The organism is Spiroplasma endosymbiont of Sarcophaga variegata (assembly GCF_965178695.1).
Lineage (GTDB): Bacteria > Bacillota_I > Bacilli_A > Mycoplasmatales > Mycoplasmataceae > Spiroplasma > Spiroplasma poulsonii.
Genome location: NZ_CBCXVU010000002.1, coordinates 706,801 through 725,495, shown reverse-complemented (window position 1 = coordinate 725,495; position 18,695 = coordinate 706,801). Strand labels below are relative to the sequence as shown.

Sequence of the window (18,695 nt, the reverse complement as noted above, 5' to 3'; positions counted from 1 at the left end):
GAATATTGTATTTAAAAAATGGTTTTAAGATATTGTTTTTGCATAAAAATTAAAAATACTAATTAATAATTAGTATTTTTATTGTACTTTTTATTTTGCCAAGCATTTTTTCAATTTTATTAATATTAAAATTTTGATTATATATTTTTTCAAGATTAACTCTAAATTTTTGAGCAACAGCTAATAAATCTGCTTTTGCTTGTTCATTATCAATGCCATTATCAATTTTTTCAAACTTTGTAATCATTTCGTTTGCTAAACTAACAAATTTCTTTTCTAAACTATTAAAAATTATTGTTTGATATTTTGTTGAAATAATTGTTTCAATTTCATCAGTATATTTTGTAGCATCGGTAGTTTTAATTAATTCAAGAATATTTTGATAAACAAGCGGCAAATAAGTATTACAAATAAAATTAATTGTTTGTTGGCGGTAATCTAAAATTCATTGGGCATAATATTCATCCGGAAACATCATTTATAATTTCTCATTGTTCATTTAAAGCTTCCAAATTAGGAATAATAAAGTGATTAGCAACTTCTGAAAAAATATTTGTTATTAACAAGTTTAAGTCATTATCAATTAAATAACTAATTAGTGGTTGATATTTCTTATCACTTGCTTTAACTAACATTTCAATAATGTTTGCATAATCGCTTTCAAAAAGATCTAAATTAAAAACAATCTTTGTTTTTAATGGTTTAACTTCGTATTCGTTTATTAAATTAGTAAAATATTTATTGTAAAAAGGACGATTAAGTGATTTTTCTAATAGTAAGTGGCGATGGTTATCGTTAAGCTTATCAACAGTTATTCGACGATCAAATGTTCGTTCTTTTTTAAATTTTGCACTTCTAATTCGATACATAATTGGAACATAAATAGCAATTGCAAAGATGATAATAACACTAATAACTAAGACAATGATTCCTCATTCTGGCACAACTATCCCTCCTAATTCTTAATTTTATTATATCTTAATGTTCTTAAATTAATGTATAGTATAATATAGATTTTAAATAAATTAGTTTTTGTTTTTTTTTTGATATATTTATAGTTAAAAAACATTGGATTATTTTATAATGTCTTTTATTAATTATTTAAACAATTTCCAGCATCATCTGTTGTTGTACATTGTGATTGGAACATAATAAAGATAATATTTTCAACAGTTTCTGTTTCAGTATTGTATATGGCAAATGCTCCGTCTTGTCATGTTCCATTTTCTTTTGCAAATTTGTGTTCATTTCCTTGATTCATATGAACATCGTGAACACCATCAATTGGGTCACCATAACTCATTCCTCAAATCCCAATTCTATATTTTGAATTATTTAAAGTTGGTGAGATCATCTGACTAAATAACGTTTCTAATGCACTTGTCTCTTTTTCTCCAACGTATGGTAAGACAGTAACAAAATTATGGTCAAATAACTTACCTTTTAAATAATCTAAGCAGTATCCATCGTCTCCTGTTGTTAAATTGGAATGAACGGTATCATCTAAACTAAAACAGCGATCAACAATATAATTTTGATAATTTTGTTTAATAAAATATAAAACATCATGTGGTTTAATTCGTGAACGAACATTAATGTTTACAGTATATGTTCAGTTATTTTTATCAGTAATTTCTAAATCAAAATGGGGGTTACCTTGTACTGTGGGATGACAGTTAGTTAGGATTCCTTTTAAAAAAAAATAATCATTTTTTTTCATATTTATAATTCCCCCCCATCATTCTTAATATTTTAAATGTTTTCTGTGGACCATATATTTATATTATGCGAAAAACATTTAAAATACCATTAGCAACCATTTGTATCAAATTATTTGCATATTAATTTAAAGACTTGTAAATTATTTGCAGGTTTCAAAATGTTCTTAAACTAATATCTTGATTTTTATAGTATATAAAAATAAAATTAAATTATTAATAAGAAAGAAGGAAGAATATGCCAGAATTACCAGAAGTAGAAACGGTCCGTCGAATTTTAACAAAATATGTCGTAGGAAAAACAATTACTGATTGTCAAATTTTCTGAAATAAAATAATAAAAGCTACAACTGATTCAAAAATTTTTATTAAAGAAGTTGTTGGCCAAAAGATTAATCAAATTGATCGAATGGGAAAACATTTACTTTTTATTTTAGATGATTATGTTTTAATTAGTCACTTACGAATGGAAGGAAAATATTTTTTTACAAAAAAAGATGAACCGGGAGAATGACAACATATTATGGTTTTATTTGAACTTGATCATCAATTTCAATTGCGTTACCACGATACCAGAAAATTTGGGACAATGCATCTATATGATAAAAGAACTTATTTAGAACAAGCCCCATTAAATAAATTGGGATATGAACCATTTGATGAAAGAATTACTGTTTCATATTTAAAAAATGCTTGGCAAAATAAATCACAACCAATTAAGACAACATTATTAGAACAAAATGTCATTGTTGGAATTGGAAATATTTATGCAAACGAAGTTTTATTTGCATCCAAAATTCATCCTGGTGAAAAGACAAAAAACTTAACTGATCAAGATTATCAAAATATTATTGATAATACAAAAGTTGTTCTTCAACAAGCAATTAATGAAGGTGGAACAACAATTGCAACTTATCATCCTGAACCAGGAATGGATGGAAAATTTGTTCAGCAGTTAAAAGTTCATGGGCGAAATAAAATGAAATGTGTTAATTGTCAAAACGAAGTTGATAAAATTTTTGTTAATGGACGCGGAACCTACTATTGCAATTATTGTCAAAAATTAAAATAAAAAAAGGGTACTCCTTTGATAAGGAGTACCCTTTATAAAAAAACTATTTACTAACGGATACCTATCTTTGGGTATTACCTTTTAGGAGGCCCATCCATCAGGTAATGATAAGTTCTGTTTGTTTACTATATGTTGCCATATAGTAATTTCATAATAACATAGGATTTTGCAAAGTGAGTAAAATTTTTAAAAATCATTACTTTTTTCTACTTTTTTTGGTAAGTTTTGGTAAATTGGATAAAATTAAGAAAATGCTTTGTTTTGTACGATTTTTTATAATAAAAAGTTTATAATAATAACGTGAGATTTTATATTTAGAAGGGAAAAAAATTATGGAACAAAAATATCATAAAAAACTAGTTAATGCTAGTGAAATGATTAAAAAAGCACACCAGAATAAATATGCGGTTGGTCATTTTAACATTAATAATCTAGAATGAACCAAAGCATTATTAGAAGTGGCACAAGCAACAAATACACCAATTATTTTAGGTGCTTCAGAAGGAGCAATTAAATATATGGGAGGTTATAACTTAGTTGTTGCAATGGTTAATGCGTTATTAGATTCATTGGAAATTACGGTTCCAATAGCATTACATTTAGATCATGGTCAATCAGTAGAAAGTTGTAAAAAGGCAATTTATGCTGGATTTTCTTCAGTAATGTATGATGGTAGTCATCATCCGTTTGCTGAAAATGTGATAAATACAAAAGAAGTGGTAGCTTATGCCAAACCAAATGCCGTTTCAGTTGAAGCTGAAATTGGAACAATTGGTGGTGAAGAAGACGGTGTTGTTGGTGCTGGTGAAATCGGTGATCCAAAAGAAGCGTCTGAAATGGTTGCAACAGGGATTGATTTATTAGCAGCAGGAATTGGAAATATTCATGGACCATATCCAACAGGATGGCCAGGATTAAATTTTCAAGCATTAGAAGATATTCAAGCCGCTGCTAAAATTGGAATGGTTTTACATGGTGGAAGTGGTATTCCGCAAGAACAAGTTAAAAAAGCGATTTCATTAGGAATTAGCAAGATTAATGTTAATACTGAATTACAAATTGCCTTTGCTGCGGCAACAAGACAATATATTGAAGCGGGGAAAGATAAACCAGAAAATGGGAAAGGGTTTGATCCACGTAAATTATTGAAGCCAGGTTATGAAGCAATCAAAACAACATTTGATGAATTAACAGCATGATTTGGTTGCAAAGGTAAAGCTTAAAGAACATTTCAAATCTGAAATGTTTTTTCTGAGGTTTCATTGTTAAATGATACTGGTGTTATATTTACTATAGAACTCAGGAGGGATAGAAATGAGTAAAAATAAAAAAACAGGTGCTGATATTGTGGTTGATACTTTAATCAACCAAAATTTCAAATATATTTTTGGGATTCCAGGAGCTAAAATTGATAAGGTTTTTGATGTTTTAGTTGATCATGGTCCGGAATTAATTTTAACAAGGCATGAACAAAATGTTGTTTTTATAGCGGCAGCAGTTGGAAGAATTACTGGTGAGCCAGGAGTTGCTTTAGTTACAAGTGGGCCGGGGGCTTCAAATCTTGCAACAGGTTTGGTGACAGCTAACTCTGAAGGTGATCCCGTTGTTGCGATTGCCGGGAATGTTGGTCGCGAAGATAGTCTAAAAAGAATACACCAGGCAATGGACAATGCTGCTTTGTTTCAACCAATTACAAAGTATAGTAAAGAAGTAGTTCATCCAAATAATATTTCATAAGCATTGGCGAATGCTTTTCGAGAAGCAACAACAGGACGAAAAGGGGCTGCTTTTGTCTCGTTACCCCAAGATATTGTCAATGCCGAAGATATTCAGCATGAGGCGTTAGTTCTTTCATCAAATTATGATTTAGGTTCAGCATATGATGAGAAAATTAGGTCGAATAAATTATTTTGGGGTCTTAAATTAATTTCTTAGAAATTGTGGAATAATATACCACTTACTTAGTTAAATTGTATTACTTTTAATTTTATTGTCAACACTTTTTTCTAATTTTTTAAATTTTTCCAGACTAAAAATACATGTTTATTAAAGTTATTTAATTTATTAGATAAAATTAATAAAAATATAAATTTCTTTGTAAATTATTATTTACAAAATTATTAACTAAATAATTAATTCTATTTTCTTCTAGCGGTTGTTCATTATTATTAAATAAATTAATTCTATTTTTTAATCCCATCATACTAGCATTTAATTTATTTTTAATAGTTTTTTCACTATAAATTGCTTTTTTAATCATAGTTCCTTTTCAATAATGAGAAATGTCACCTTCCATATGACAACCAACATTATTTCATAATGTTTGATTTCTAATGCCTTCTTTATTATTTTTAATTAATCTAATAGCTTTATTCAAAAAATCTAATTTAAAATCGCTTATAAAAAATTTACTATCTTCTAAACACTGTAATAATTCTTCATATTTACCATTAAAAAAATAATCAACAGCTTTATGATATGCTTCTCTATTTTCCTTATTTTTATTTTGAAAGGGATATATTTTTTTAAATATACTTGTAAGATGAAATTTATCTAAGCTATATGATACCTTGTTATTTTTATATTTTGCTTTTACTGCTCTATAAATTTTTTTAATTTGTTTTTCACCATCACTTAATATTAATATTTTAGTATCTTCATTAATATCATAAGTATCCATTAATTTAAAAATTTTATCAATAAAATTATCAATATTAGATTTATTATTTTTATTATTATGATTTTTATTCATCATTTGGAAAACGCCTTTTTTCTTTTTCATTTTTATTTTGGTTTTTGTTGACTTTTCTTTATCAACACCAACATGCATAGTAGCAAGAAATATTTTATTTTCAACTCTTTTTTTATTTTCTCGCATTGGTTCAAAAGCTCCGTCAATTTGAATATATAAAACATTATTTGGAATTTTAATTTTATTGTTATTTTTGTTGCTTATATAGTCAACTTTTTCTAAATCGGCATTTTTAAAAATATTAGATATTGTTCTTTCGCTAATATTTGCATTCTCTGTTGTATGCAAAATATCTTTATATCTTTTTCCATCGACCATAAAAGACATATATTTATCTTTTAAATTTATTTCGATTATTTCATATTTTTTTAAGCCTAATTCTTCATCTAAAGGATAACGATTTATATTTTCTTTTTTTTCTTCATCATATTTAACATATAATCTTCTTTTAATAGGAAAATCTCCATATTCTGTTTTAATTGTTTTTGGCAATTTTGACATCACCTTATATCCTTGTAATATTTGTCCTTGTTGATATAATTTAAATATCTCATTATCTCTATTAATAAATAAATTTTTAACTTCATTGTTTGTTTCTATTCTTTTATTTTATTTATAATTTCCTAATAAATTTTGTTTTAATTCCATTTTATATTTCCTTTCGTAATTAAACAATTTTTTTAAATTACAATATTTAATACTTCAAATAATTTTATCAAAAAAAGGAGGTTAATTAAAAATGCAAGATTTTACAAAAATTAATAACAAAAAACGAATTATTAGTTATGAACGGAATTATGTAAAATGAAGTGCAACAAATCTTATTAGTCAAATAATACAATAAAAATCATAAAAAATCAATTATAAATTTTTAAAAATCAAAATATTTATAGTTTTTATTTTATTTTAAGGAAAATTAAGCACACTAAAAAATAATTTATTAAATTACTTCAAATAAACCTATTTAAAATTATCTGAAAATACCTCTTTTGCTGTTTTTCAATTAAGAACAGGCCTTAATTTATCATTTATAACATTAACTACTCAATTTATTTTTTGTTGACTAACATTATTAAAATCAGTTCCCTTAGGAAATCATTGTCTAAGTTCAGAATTCATATATTCAATTAATGGTTTTTGTTGTGGTTTACCAGGGTCACAAAAATAAACTTGTGTTTCAGCAAATATTTCTAATTATCTTCATTTACTAAATTCTTTTCCTCTATCAGTTATTATTCCTTTAATTTTCCCAAATAAATTATTACTTATAACAATATCTTTAAACTTTTCCACAACTTCATTAGCAGTATGATTTTTTAATTTCATAACAAAATAACTTTTACTATTTTGTTCAACTAAAACCAAATTACTAGATTGATGCTCTTTTCCAACTATGGTATCCATTTCAAATCAACCAACATCAGTCTCTTTATTCTCAATATCTCATATTGATTTAAAATTAATTAATTTACCACGATTATCAAATTTTCCTTTTGTTTTATATTTTTTACCACAATGACGTAAATTATGTTTTAAAAAACCATAAAAACCCAAACGAATTCATTTATACAATGTTTTAACACAAACAGGAAATTTAATACCAAACTTTAGAAAATAACGATGAATAGGTTGTGATGGAGAATCACGATAAACATTAAATCTTATATTAATAAAATTTAATTGTTCTTCTGTAAACTTATATCTTTTATTATTCTTTTTTCTTTTCTCATAATACATTTTATCTGACTTATAAGCACTATATTCATCAATAGTTTTAAAACGCTTAATTTCTCGCAAAATAGTACTACGATTTCTGTTCAAACATTTAGCAATTTGTGAAATATTTATTTCACCATTCTTTTTTAAAAATAATTTTGATAATAATAATTTTTCCAATTTAACCTTATCAATAAAACTTAAATGACTATACATAACATTTATATACCTTTCATTAATTTATAAATTTAATATTAAAATTATTTAATACATTATTGATATATGATAAAATCAATTATAGCATTCAAGTAATTTTAATAAAGGAGAAGTAAAATATGAAAAAGTTACTAAGTATTTTAGGAGTAATCGGATTAACAGCAACAAGTACAACAACATTAATTAGTTGTGAAAAACCAAATAATAATGAAAACGGGGGGGGGTAATAAACCTACACCATAACCACAACAACTACCAGAAAATAGCAAATGAACTAATATTCCTAGAACACAGGCGCCTAATAAAGAATTTTTAACTGCTACTAATAAATGATATTTTTATATAAATAAATATGAAAATAATTATATAACGACAAAATTTTATTTTGATAATAATTTTATTAATAATCAAAACACTTGATGACAACACTTAAAAAATGATTCAGATTTTATTTGAAACTATAATTTAGTATATCGTTGAAATAAAAACAATGAACCACAAATACCAGAAATTAATAAAGACACAGGACTAATAATTGATTGAAAAGAATAAAAGGACTAACAAGTCCTTTTTTAAATTAATCGAACAAACTTCATAAAGATAATTAATAGGAATATATTTGTTATTGTATTATATAATGCTGGACTAAATTTTCATACCTCAAATGTTTGACTAAAAAAACTATATATTGTTTGAAATATTTTACCAACACCGCTTGCTAATTCGTTTACTTGTTTAACACCGGGAATATTATTTACAATTCAAATTGCAGCATTTTTTATATGACACGCTAAATTATATCAACTACAACTTTCATATTGGGCTTGTCATCATTGTCCATCAGGAAACAACCCGCCATTATTTATTTCTTGTCAGTTATAAATTCCAAAATTAAAATCATAATAACGGTACATATCATTTTCTTTTTGGGCTTGTAATTCAAAAACATTATAACCGATTTTTTGTTCTTCAATTTTTTTGTATTTTAAACCGTATTTATCTTTTAAAGCACCTTCAAAAATATAACCTTCATTTTGATTAATATTATAATTATTTGCAACTGAAAAATCATAATTAAATACATTACCATAATTAGTATTATAAAAACGATTTTTAAATGCTGAATACAATTTAATGTCTAATTGATTTTATTTATCAGAAAAATAAAAATAACGAGGATAAATTTTAAAACCATTATTTGCTAATAAACCATATTTTTTATTATATCCTTGTACATAAGTATCATTTTCTAAATCAAAAATGGTACGTAAATAATCTTTATAAAAATTTTGGGAAACCGTAAACATACTATTTAATAGTTTTTCAAATTGATTTTTATTAGTATTAGTTTCATCAATTAAAACATCTCTAAAATTAATCAATTTTAAACCAAAAAAATTAATTAAAACAGTATCATACTGTAAATTATCAATATAACCACTTTCAATAAAATTACTGCGATTTTGAAATACAGGTACCAAAGCATGGGTAAAAAAGGCTTTTAAAAATTTATTAATATCAATTTGACCTTTCATCTGTTCAAAAACCATTTTACCAATATTAGGAGAATTACCTTGATAATAATTATAAGTTTCAGCACTAAAATTAAAAGTATCTTCTTTTTCTTTTATGAAAGAAAATAAAAAACCTAAATCATCAGTATACCAATAACTATTTGCATTATTACCATCCCAATATTGTTTAAAATGTGTTAATTCTAAACTACCAGCAATAATATTTTTATTTTCATCAATTGTTAAAATCATCCGATAAATTGATTTTCTAGTTAAAATAACATCAGGTTTTCAATCTAATTTTTCCATATTATTAATAATTTCAAAATCAAAAATTATTCTTTCACTACCCAAATTTGGGTCATCATAGTTTGGATTACCACCTTGCTGAATTCGGATATTTTCTTGTACAATAACATCAATATATTTAAGCAAAAAAGAACGAACATTTTGATAATATTCAGTATATAATTTTAATTTGCCATCATTATCAACAACTGGTAATTCTGGTTCACCGTTTCCATCTCAACGATATACTAAATTATAGTTTCAAATAAAATCTGAATCATTTTTTAAGTGTTGTCATCAAGTGTTTTGATTTTTAATAAAATTATTATCAAAATAAAATTTTGTAAGCAAATATTGACCATTTCTTTTTTCTCCATAAAAATATCATTTATTAGTAGCAGTTAAAAATTCTTTATTAGGTGCCTGTGTTCTAGGAATTTGTATTCAAAACTCATTAATCATTTTAACTAATTGTAAATTATCAATACCTCTTTCTAATTTATTAATAACTTCCACAGTATTAAAATACTTAGCAAAAGAATAAGAAAAATTAGTTAATTCTTTTAAAAATTGTTTTTTATCAACATCATAGAATTTATCAATATTATATTGTTTAGCATAAGTATCTCAATTTTTATATAAATCCATAAACTCATCACTAGGCTTATCAAATGAAATTCCCGTTGAATAACTATCCTTTAAAAAGTCTAAATATCATTTATCATTATAAGTTAATGTTTGTGATGTTTTTAGAGTTGGATTAATAAAGTAATTTGTTTCAGACCAGTTTTCAAAAAAACTACTGCGTAAAAACATTGTATTAATAAAATCAGTTTCATTCATTCCCATTGTTTGTTAATTAACAGTATAATTCTGCTGATTTAAGGGTTTAAATGCTGTTAAAGTAATAAATGGAATAATTAAACCTAAAATACCTAAAATAGATATGGCAAATAAAGATAATGATTTTTTCATATTTATAATTCAACCCCCAACTATACAATGTTTTTGAAACAATAAACCCAACAATATATAAACTTGATATTGTTAACATTAATGGATGACTAAACAAAATTGCCATTTTACCAAACAAAGAAAGTAAAAAAGTATCTGAGTTATATAAATCCATAATGATATTTTTTGCTGATGTTAATTGATTTATAATCACCGTAATAAAACTAGTACCAAAAATAGCAATTGCAGCAACTAATAAAACTAATCTAATCATTAATCTGTTTCCTTTCACCGACCATTTTTATTAGCCTTATGTGCTTTTTTAACACCACGTACTGTTGAAGCATACAATTTTGATGTATTGTTTTTAACAGTTGAACCTAATTCATTATATTGTGTTCTTGTTCCGTGGATAGCATAAATTGATAACTTAACAACCATAAAAAAGATAATAAAATAAGCAATAGTTGTATTTGTCATTGGTAATTTAGTATTTCAAATTACATCAAAAATAAACAAAAATACATCAAAAATCAAACTAAAAATCTTATCTCAATTATTACTTTCTGATAATAAATTAATCATCTTTATCACTTCCTTTTTCTTTTTTAGGTTTTAAATTTTTTTTCAAAATATCAATATCAAACAATGCTAAACGCTCTTTAACACTTAATTTAGTAATTTCTGACCAATAATATTCTTTATAATTAACTATTTCATCATTTTTTAAATCACGAACAAACTTTAATCATTTACTATCATATTTCTGTGCAAATTCTAATGGAATAATTATTTTAAAAAACCGAATTCCTAACCCAACATCCGACTTATGTTTTGCTCGTTTACCTTCGGCTGTTCGTTCTACTGATTTTGTTTTTCAAATTTCATAATCTGTAATATCTTGAAAAATACCAATTCGCATAATAAAGAAACGATTAAAAAAATTAAATCCTTTTTAGCAATAGGTTTTTTCAATGAAATTGGAATAATAATACCACTTGCTAATTGTCGAATATTATTTCAAATCATACCCTCACGCTGAGCAGTAAATAAAGCACGATTACCAAAATGTCTTGCTAATACAATTCACGGAATTTTACCACTACGAACTTTTTTCTCATCGTGGGGACTAGTTCCATCAATATATAAATAACTTTCATCAAATAAAATAACACTATCATCTGGGGGAACTGGTTTTGTTCTATCTGTAAAATCTAAATTTTTAAATGTTAAAACTTTAACTTTATCATCTTCTAACGGATAATTACTATAAATCTTATCTGTTAATAGTTTCATAGTTTGTGATAAATAATTTAAAAGTAAAGTTTTTCCCGTCCCTAACTTACCAATAATTACTGATAACGGATTATCTCAAACAAAATTAACTAAACGAAAAGCACTCAACTGATAAAATATGTTTTTTCAAACTCATCAGACAAAATAAACACATTGCAAAGCAAACAATAATCAAAATACTAAACCGGTATAATTTAATGAAATTATTCAAAGTAATAAATCAATTAAACTAAACAAAATCATTGAACCACCAATATAACAATAATTTTTTAAGAAAAATATAAATTTTTTCATTACTTAAAATACCCAACTATTTTAAAAACCATTCACAATAAAAACCACGTTAAAAATAAAATCACAATTCAAATACCAATCATAAGAGTTAAATATTCATTTTGATTTAAATTTCAAGTTGTAATAATTTCAACATTAGTTTTATCTATAAACAAAAATACATAAATAAAAAACTCTTTTAATTTTTCTCAATCATTTTGCATATTTAAAAACTCCACATTTTCTGAATAAGTTTAAAAAACATCCCCAAAAATAAAACGATAAATAATACAAATGATATGACATATAAAAATTCATGAGCATTTGAACCAATAATATAACTAACAAATTGAACTCAATAATCATATAAACCCATTAATTTAAGTCCTTCAAGTCATTAATTAATTTATCTACTTTTTCATCACTTCAATTTGTTAAATTATTGTTAGTTGTTTTTACTTTTTGAGGTTCACCAGGAAATATTGCTTTTTTCATTTGTGTAAAATAATTCTTTAATTTTGTCGAAAACTCTTGATGAAATAAAAAAAATCATCAATATGACAATTTGAAAACTAATTTTGTGTAAGATTATGATTTTGCTTTAAATTTTTTAAACGTTAAAATATAATACCGTTGATTGTTGGTTTGGTGTTAAACCTTTGTGTTGGTATTTTCATTTTCAGAGCTTTAAATAATTTTGAATATTAGTGAAACCCAAACCATGATAATGAATTAAGGCTTCTTTAAGACTGGATTGTAATTTACTAATCTTATTTAACTTTTGATAACTAGTATCAGGGTTTGTACTAGTTTTGGTGGAATATAGAGTAGAATTTGTTTGTTTTGCTACTAATAAATATAGTGGTTGCATATCAGAAATAATTATTGATTTTTCTTTAATTAGTTGCTTATTCATATTTTCAATAATCCATTGTTTTTGTAATCTTTTGGTATTGGTGGATTGAACAAAAATATTATTATTGCTATCAACTGCCATTTGAATACAGCATTTGGTATCAGTTGAAAATGGATCGAGATGAGTTTTTCGTTTATCAAATTTATCTTTAAAATTGCCTTTATGAATTTCTTTAATAAATGTTTCATCCATTTGGATTTGACCATTTAATTTTTTAAATTTTAACTGTGTATTTTCTAATTGTTTTGATTGCATTAATTTTTGTCGATTATATCAAGCGGTTTTTGGGGTTGTTTTAATAAAACGAGAAATTATTTTACTAGATTGTCCTAACAATGAAATTTGAATTAATAAATTTCACTGTTCATAATTTAAATGACTTCAATAAGTAAAATGATGACGAAATGCATCAAAACTAGCACGACATTTTTTACATAAATATTTTTGTTTTCCTTCGGAATTATGACCATTTTTAACACAATGAAAAGATTTGCAATTAGGACATATAATGCCTTTATCTCTAAATTTTTGATCAATTTCATTTAAACGTTTTTGTTTTTTAATTAAGTCTGCTTGTTGTTTTATTTTTTCATAAAATTCTAAAAATTGATCATCTGTTAAGCTATTTATTAATTCTGTAATTATTTTTTTCATCATTTATTTACCTCTATATATTAAAAATATACCTAATTTTAGGTATATTTTATAAATATCAAGAGTTTTCGACAAAATTAAAGATAATAGTTATTAAAATATAAAATTAATCATTTATAATTAAATTGATATTTTTGCACTACACACTGCCTACAAATTTTAAAAAGAAAGTAGATATATTTATAAAGAATATTATAAAAATTTATATTCCAAAACTACTATTAATATGACCCTTAATAAAAATATTCTTATTTTTATTAAATCCTACTTTAAAACAATTATTTCATTACTAATAATTTCAATAATAACTTATAGACAGTGTGTAATACAAAAATAAACAACAAAATTATTTAATCAACTCACATAAAAGCTAGTGTGCCATAGCTAAGATATATGATCAGTAATAATAAATATTAAAATACTTTAACCATAACACGGAAAAAGTTTAAAATCTTAATGATAACAAAAATACCAAATGGAATTAAAATAATTCACGCATCACCTAAAAAGGTCATTAATTGTGGTAATACAGCATAAATTGCTTCTTTAACTTTCATCATTGCTTGCCCTAAACCACTTCAAATAGAACCCATTTCATCTGAAATAGTAGGTTTATCACCAACTGCTAAAAAATTAATTGCTGTTGTTAAATACATACCTAACATTATTTTTTATCCCCCCTATTTTCAATTTCTTTTTTATCTTTTTTCTTTCCTCGAATTTGGCGAATTTTTTAATAAATTGATAAACCAATTCACGCAAAAATACCTAATATAATAACAACACTAAAAATTGTCGTTAATCAAACTGGCATAACTTATTCCTCCTAAAAATCTAATTTTCGCGGCACGCTTCGCGTGTTCGCTACGCTCAAAATAAACTATATTGAATAAATTACCGCTAATAAATTACGCGGATAATTTATTCATCTTCTTTTTCATTATTAATTACAATATTATTTACCGTATTAATAACATTATCTTTTCCATACTTAGTTACTAAGGACCGTAAAATAAAATAATGTTTTCTTTCCATTAAAAAATCAACTCCTTTCTGAGTTGATTTGTTGCACTTCACTTACACGATGCCATGATGAAATTTGCTGTGGAAATGACTGTCGTTGTGAGAGTAGCTGTTGTGATCACAATGTGGCAACGATTAAAAGTTTTGTTAAAATTATTTCACAAAAATGGTCTTTAAAAATAATTAATGTTTTCAATGAACAAGAATGTGGTTTTAATGAATTACATCACCATTTAAAAGAATGCACTAGAAAAGTGTTAACATAAACCCTTAATAATTTAATTAAAAGAAATATTTTTGAGAAAAAGGTCTATCTTAAAAATAATGTGACATATTCTTCATATCGGTTAACAGATATTGGTTTTGAATTAGTACGAATGATTTACCAAATTAAACGATTTAGTTGTGCTTATTTAGTTGATTAAAGATTTGGAATATTTTTTTAAAAATATTTTATTTTTCTTATATAATAAATTTAATATATATTTGAAATGGGTGGAACATATGTTAAATCTTGCAAAAGAGGCTACGCGGGGATTTACAAAAAAAATAACGCAATTTATTGGGTTGATTTTGTTTATCATTGGAGCAGTATTAACCTTTACAGCACTTTTTTCGACTGTTTTTCAAGTTAAAAATGGATTAAATGATGTTAAAAGAAATAGTATCCCGTATCATTATGAAATTGGGGTGGATAGTTTGAATATTGATAATAATGTTTATAAGAGAAATCCGGATTGAAAAATTAATGGAAATAATCGTGCTTTTTTAGCACAATTTTATGATGATACTAAAATTGATACCAATCGGTTAACTTTTAATAATATTAAGGCAGATGTTTTAGGTTTAAATTGTGATTTAACAAATAATCAAATTTGTACATGATCAAAAGAACCATCATATTTAAATAAACAAACAGGGACAGCATCTTTTGCTGCGTTAGTTAAGAATTTTAATGGTAATCTTCCTTTGGCATTTTTAAGTTATATTATTCATCATCCCGATAAAAGCCAGTTAAAAGCTTTAATTGATAATGATAATGTTACTTTAGATCTTAGTTACGATGTTAGTTATCAGTTTGTTGCTAATAATTTAGCTAAAGACACCCAATATTTTAATGCTGTTGCTGTTAATAAAGATAAAAATTTATTATTTAATGGTGATGGGTGACGAGGAAATGATATTTTTTATACTCCATTTAATCGTGTTTATGATGTAACAATTGGTGGGGCCGTTACTGAGATAGCAAAAAACAATATTATTTTAAGTAAGCAATATGCAGACTATAATTCGTTAAATGTTGGTGGAAATTTTAATTTAGGAAATAATTCAAATTTACAATTTAAGATTGCAGGTTATGGTGCTAAGTATAGTAATATTTATCCTAGTTTAGCAAGCTTATCAACAGTTGCTAGTGGTAGTAAAATAATTGATTTAAGGAATGGTTCATTATTATTTATGAATGACATAAATTATAATATGATTAAACAAAACTTTTCTAATGGTGAAGAAAAGTTTACTGGCTTTATTAATGTTAATGGCGACTTAACTGATCCTCAAAAAGTTGCATTGTTGCGCAAGGTTTTAGGTAATTATTTTGTTGCTCCAGATAATGCGATTGTTGCTTTTGAATCATCATTACCAGGCCAAGTGGTAATGTTAACAAATACTGGTTTTATTATTAATACCTCAATTGCGGTTGCCTGTTCAATTATTATTTTAATTATTATTGCCTTTTTTATTAAAAAGGATATTACTCATCAAAAACGCCAAATTGGGGTTTTAAAGTCCTTAGGATATAGACGTTGGGAATTATCTTTTGTTTTTACTTTTAATATTGTCTTTACAACGCTAATTGGTTGTTTATTGGGGTGGGTTATGAGTTTACCATTACAAATGTATTTTACTTCTTCAAACTTATATTCAGTTGGTCTACCATTAGCACTCTTTTATTTTAATCCAGTTATTTTTATTACCGCAACAATTATTATTCCCCTTATCTTTGTTGCGGTGGCGTTTTTAATTTCATTTGTTCTTTTAAGCAGAACAGCTTTAGATTTAATTTATGATTTAAAAGGGTCAAATTTAAATTTCCGTGCTAAAAGAGTAAGAAAAGTAAGAAAATATGCCCACTTTGGATTATCCTTTAATATTCATTTATCATTTACCTTTGCTTTAAAATCATTCGGAAAATGAGTAATGGTGTTAGTTGTTTTAGCTTTTTCATCCTTCTTATTAATTTTCCAATTAGATGCCGGTGTTATGGCCCAAGGCATTGTTGATGATTCTTTCCGATATTTTAAAGATGATATAAAATCGTATTTAATTGCATCTTCTGATCAACAAGATATTGCCCAAGAAGCAAACAATAGTAAACCTTATAATTGAATTACAACCAATGAACGTGATCAATATTATTATCGAGCACAAGTCTTAGAGGATGATAAAACTTTTAATTTTCCAGATCCATTAATGTGTTTCTTAAAATTATCAAGTCATAATTCCGCTGGGGCACAACAAAGTTGTGGTGATTTACTAAATATTATTGGTGATCCAAGTGGGCCAAATCTTGTTGAAAGTAAGATTAAATATGATGCTAAGACTAACAAATACCCTTATTTAAATTCTGAAACAGTTAAGGCAATTGTTAACTATAAAGTTAAAGATAATAAAACTGGGGAATGAATTAATGGATGAGATTGGTTAATTGAAATAATAAATATTATAAAACCAAGTTTAATTAGTCAAGGTCTATCCGAAGCAGATATTCAAACTATTATTACTGGAATTAATATGATTAATAGTTTGGGTTCATCAACTAATGGTCAGTACTCTGATATTTACTTAGGACCATATATGGTGTATGATCCAGCTTATGATTTCCCGTATGTCTTTCTAACGGCCGGTTGAAGTCCAGATGATGTAAAAAATGCTAAAAATCCTGTTTCACAATTAAATGTTGTTGGTTTATCAAGTGATGAAACACAACGAAATCAATTGTTGAACTATCGCTCTCAAAATACGCCAGTTGATGTTGCCCAAAAAGAAGTTTTTGGTTATAAAATTAGTGACAACCCAGTAAATCATGATTTAAATATGCCAATTAATGAACCAATCCCAGTTATTTTAGCAAAACGAGTTTATCAATCAATGGATATTAATCCGGGAGATATTTTTAAATTAAATGTCCGAATCACAAATGCGATTGGCTATGTTCCGGTTGCTTTTAAAGTGGTTGGTTCAGATGATGCCGATATTAGTTCGGGGAATATTTATATGAATCAAGATTCGTTAGTTACTGTTATGAACCAATGAGTTAATGTGACAAGGAAGGGAATCGTGTTCCGACTTGGTTCATATTATAATGTTGTTGCTTCTCGTGCCGGTCCGAGCGGAATGGCTTTACAACCTTATCGTATTATGTCCTCGTTTTCATTAACAGATAATTATGATTTTACAATGTTTGATAATAATAAAAAGATTGATTTTACTAATGCACTGGATTTAAGAACAAATTTAAAATTATTAAATGGGTTGCATAAGATTTGACCGTTTGATACATTACGAGAAAATTATTCGCAAGGAATGCGAACCGTCCGCGATGTTCTTAATGTATTAGAGGGACTAACGATTGTTATTGTTGCTTTAATTCTAGCTGTTTTAATTTCAATGGTGCTTGATGAAAACCGACGAACAATATTGACCTTAAAAGTGCTTGGATATCCAACATGAAAAATTATTTCAATTGTGCTAGGATTTTATTTATTAGCTATCATTATTGGTTATATCTTAAGTTACGTGATTGCACAGTTATTATGGAGTTTAATTGCTAATGTTGTCTTTAAAAGCACCGGAATGTTGTTAATACCTTCCTTTTCTACTTATGTTGTTTCAATTGCAACAGCAGCAATTGGAATAATTCTATTATTAGTTATTACGGTTGGAATTTGAAAAATTAAGAAAAATAAACCAACAAATATTACATCAGAGTAAAACTAAATGTTATCCAATTTAAAAAATGGATAACATTTTTTATTAAAAAGTTATTAAATTTTAGATTATGTCTTATTTTTTGCTAAACTAATTATATAGTTATTGTTATAAAGTAGTTTCTGATTAAAATGTTATTAAAAAAGTGTGCAGGGGTAAAATGATAAAAATAGTTGTATGGATAGTAGTTATAAATTCTGTTTTTTTTCATAATTTTATACGCTCAAATAATATTCTTCAAAATGTTCCATTTTCTTTTAATAAGGCATCGTGTAAGTGAAGTGCAACAAATCTTATTAGTCAAATAATATAA

The 18,695-nt window shown here is 25.6% G+C and carries 13 protein-coding genes and 7 pseudogenes; 5 read left to right on the top strand and 15 right to left on the bottom strand.

The window, feature by feature from the left end:
* Positions 1–58: 58 nt before the first annotated feature.
* The 3 genes from ACOBME_RS05530 to ACOBME_RS05520 all read right to left on the bottom strand — a co-directional run bounded on the left by ACOBME_RS05530 (position 59) and on the right by ACOBME_RS05520 (position 1,720).
* A complete protein-coding gene (locus ACOBME_RS05530; RefSeq protein WP_419334563.1) occupies positions 59–478 on the bottom strand; it encodes a hypothetical protein in 420 nt (139 codons plus the stop codon).
* Positions 417–944, bottom strand: a complete 528-nt coding sequence (locus ACOBME_RS05525) for a hypothetical protein (protein WP_419334561.1) — start codon at positions 942–944, stop codon at positions 417–419. The genes ACOBME_RS05530 and ACOBME_RS05525 overlap by 62 nt, the downstream gene beginning before the upstream one ends.
* Positions 945–1,093: 149 nt before the next feature.
* Complete coding sequence (locus ACOBME_RS05520) at positions 1,094–1,720, bottom strand: DUF2278 family protein (protein WP_419334559.1); 627 nt, start codon at positions 1,718–1,720, stop codon at positions 1,094–1,096.
* Positions 1,721–1,956: 236 nt separating this feature from the next.
* Between ACOBME_RS05520 and mutM the strand changes: the two genes are divergently transcribed.
* The 3 genes and pseudogenes from mutM to ACOBME_RS05505 form a co-directional block, all read left to right on the top strand.
* Positions 1,957–2,790, top strand: a complete 834-nt coding sequence (gene mutM, locus ACOBME_RS05515; protein ID WP_338964639.1) for a DNA-formamidopyrimidine glycosylase — start codon at positions 1,957–1,959, stop codon at positions 2,788–2,790.
* Between the two features lie 332 nt (positions 2,791–3,122).
* Complete coding sequence (gene fba, locus ACOBME_RS05510) at positions 3,123–4,013, top strand: class II fructose-1,6-bisphosphate aldolase (RefSeq protein WP_338964636.1); 891 nt, start codon at positions 3,123–3,125, stop codon at positions 4,011–4,013.
* Positions 4,014–4,104: 91 nt separating this feature from the next.
* Positions 4,105–4,612, top strand: a pseudogene (locus ACOBME_RS05505) (thiamine pyrophosphate-binding protein); the annotation flags it as partial.
* A 252-nt stretch (positions 4,613–4,864) separates the two neighbouring features.
* Here ACOBME_RS05505 and ACOBME_RS05500 read toward each other — a convergent pair.
* Together ACOBME_RS05500 and ACOBME_RS05495 are read right to left on the bottom strand one after the other, a co-directional pair.
* On the bottom strand, positions 4,865–6,082 hold the full coding sequence (locus tag ACOBME_RS05500; RefSeq protein WP_419335372.1) for an Mbov_0401 family ICE element transposase-like protein: 1,218 nt from the start codon (positions 6,080–6,082) through the stop codon (positions 4,865–4,867).
* 420 nt (positions 6,083–6,502) lie between these two features.
* A pseudogene (locus ACOBME_RS05495) lies at positions 6,503–7,474 on the bottom strand (IS30 family transposase).
* Between the two features lie 119 nt (positions 7,475–7,593).
* Here ACOBME_RS05495 and ACOBME_RS05490 point away from each other — a divergent pair.
* Entirely contained in the window at positions 7,594–7,701 is a 108-nt protein-coding gene (locus ACOBME_RS05490; protein ID WP_338963303.1) for a lipoprotein, read from the top strand.
* A gap of 345 nt (positions 7,702–8,046) precedes the next feature.
* Here the strand turns inward: ACOBME_RS05490 and ACOBME_RS05485 are convergent.
* The 10 genes and pseudogenes from ACOBME_RS05485 to ACOBME_RS05445 form a co-directional block, all read right to left on the bottom strand.
* Positions 8,047–10,251: pseudogene (locus ACOBME_RS05485) on the bottom strand (spiroplasma phage ORF1-like family protein).
* The gene (locus ACOBME_RS05480) at positions 10,166–10,504 is read right to left on the bottom strand and encodes a hypothetical protein (RefSeq protein WP_338964619.1); all 339 of its coding nucleotides are present in this window, start codon (positions 10,502–10,504) and stop codon (positions 10,166–10,168) included. The pseudogene ACOBME_RS05485 and the gene ACOBME_RS05480 overlap by 86 nt, the downstream one beginning before the upstream one ends.
* A 50-nt stretch (positions 10,505–10,554) precedes the next feature.
* A pseudogene (locus ACOBME_RS05475) lies at positions 10,555–10,815 on the bottom strand (hypothetical protein); the annotation flags it as partial.
* Positions 10,808–11,820, bottom strand: a pseudogene (locus ACOBME_RS05470) (hypothetical protein). The pseudogenes ACOBME_RS05470 and ACOBME_RS05475, both read right to left, overlap by 8 nt.
* Positions 11,820–12,023 carry a DUF2649 family protein gene (locus ACOBME_RS05465; RefSeq protein WP_338964616.1) on the bottom strand — a complete coding sequence of 68 codons (204 nt, stop codon included), beginning with the start codon at positions 12,021–12,023 and terminating at the stop codon, positions 11,820–11,822. The pseudogene ACOBME_RS05470 and the gene ACOBME_RS05465 overlap by 1 nt, the downstream one beginning before the upstream one ends.
* 151 nt (positions 12,024–12,174) lie before the next feature.
* Positions 12,175–12,312, bottom strand: a pseudogene (locus tag ACOBME_RS11690) (DUF3627 domain-containing protein); the annotation flags it as partial.
* Between the two features lie 97 nt (positions 12,313–12,409).
* Complete coding sequence (locus tag ACOBME_RS05460; protein WP_338963247.1) at positions 12,410–13,372, bottom strand: IS1/IS1595 family N-terminal zinc-binding domain-containing protein; 963 nt, start codon at positions 13,370–13,372, stop codon at positions 12,410–12,412.
* Positions 13,373–13,782: 410 nt separating this feature from the next.
* On the bottom strand, positions 13,783–14,034 hold the full coding sequence (locus ACOBME_RS05455; RefSeq protein WP_419334557.1) for a hypothetical protein: 252 nt from the start codon (positions 14,032–14,034) through the stop codon (positions 13,783–13,785).
* A pseudogene (locus ACOBME_RS05450) lies at positions 14,034–14,183 on the bottom strand (hypothetical protein). Before ACOBME_RS05450 ends, ACOBME_RS05455 begins: the two are co-directional and overlap by 1 nt.
* Before the next feature lie 107 nt (positions 14,184–14,290).
* Positions 14,291–14,446, bottom strand: a complete 156-nt coding sequence (locus tag ACOBME_RS05445; protein ID WP_338966611.1) for a hypothetical protein — start codon at positions 14,444–14,446, stop codon at positions 14,291–14,293.
* A gap of 450 nt (positions 14,447–14,896) precedes the next feature.
* Between ACOBME_RS05445 and ACOBME_RS05440 the strand changes: the two genes are divergently transcribed.
* The gene (locus ACOBME_RS05440; protein WP_419334556.1) at positions 14,897–18,385 is read left to right on the top strand and encodes an ABC transporter permease; all 3,489 of its coding nucleotides are present in this window, start codon (positions 14,897–14,899) and stop codon (positions 18,383–18,385) included.
* Positions 18,386–18,695 lie beyond the last annotated feature (310 nt).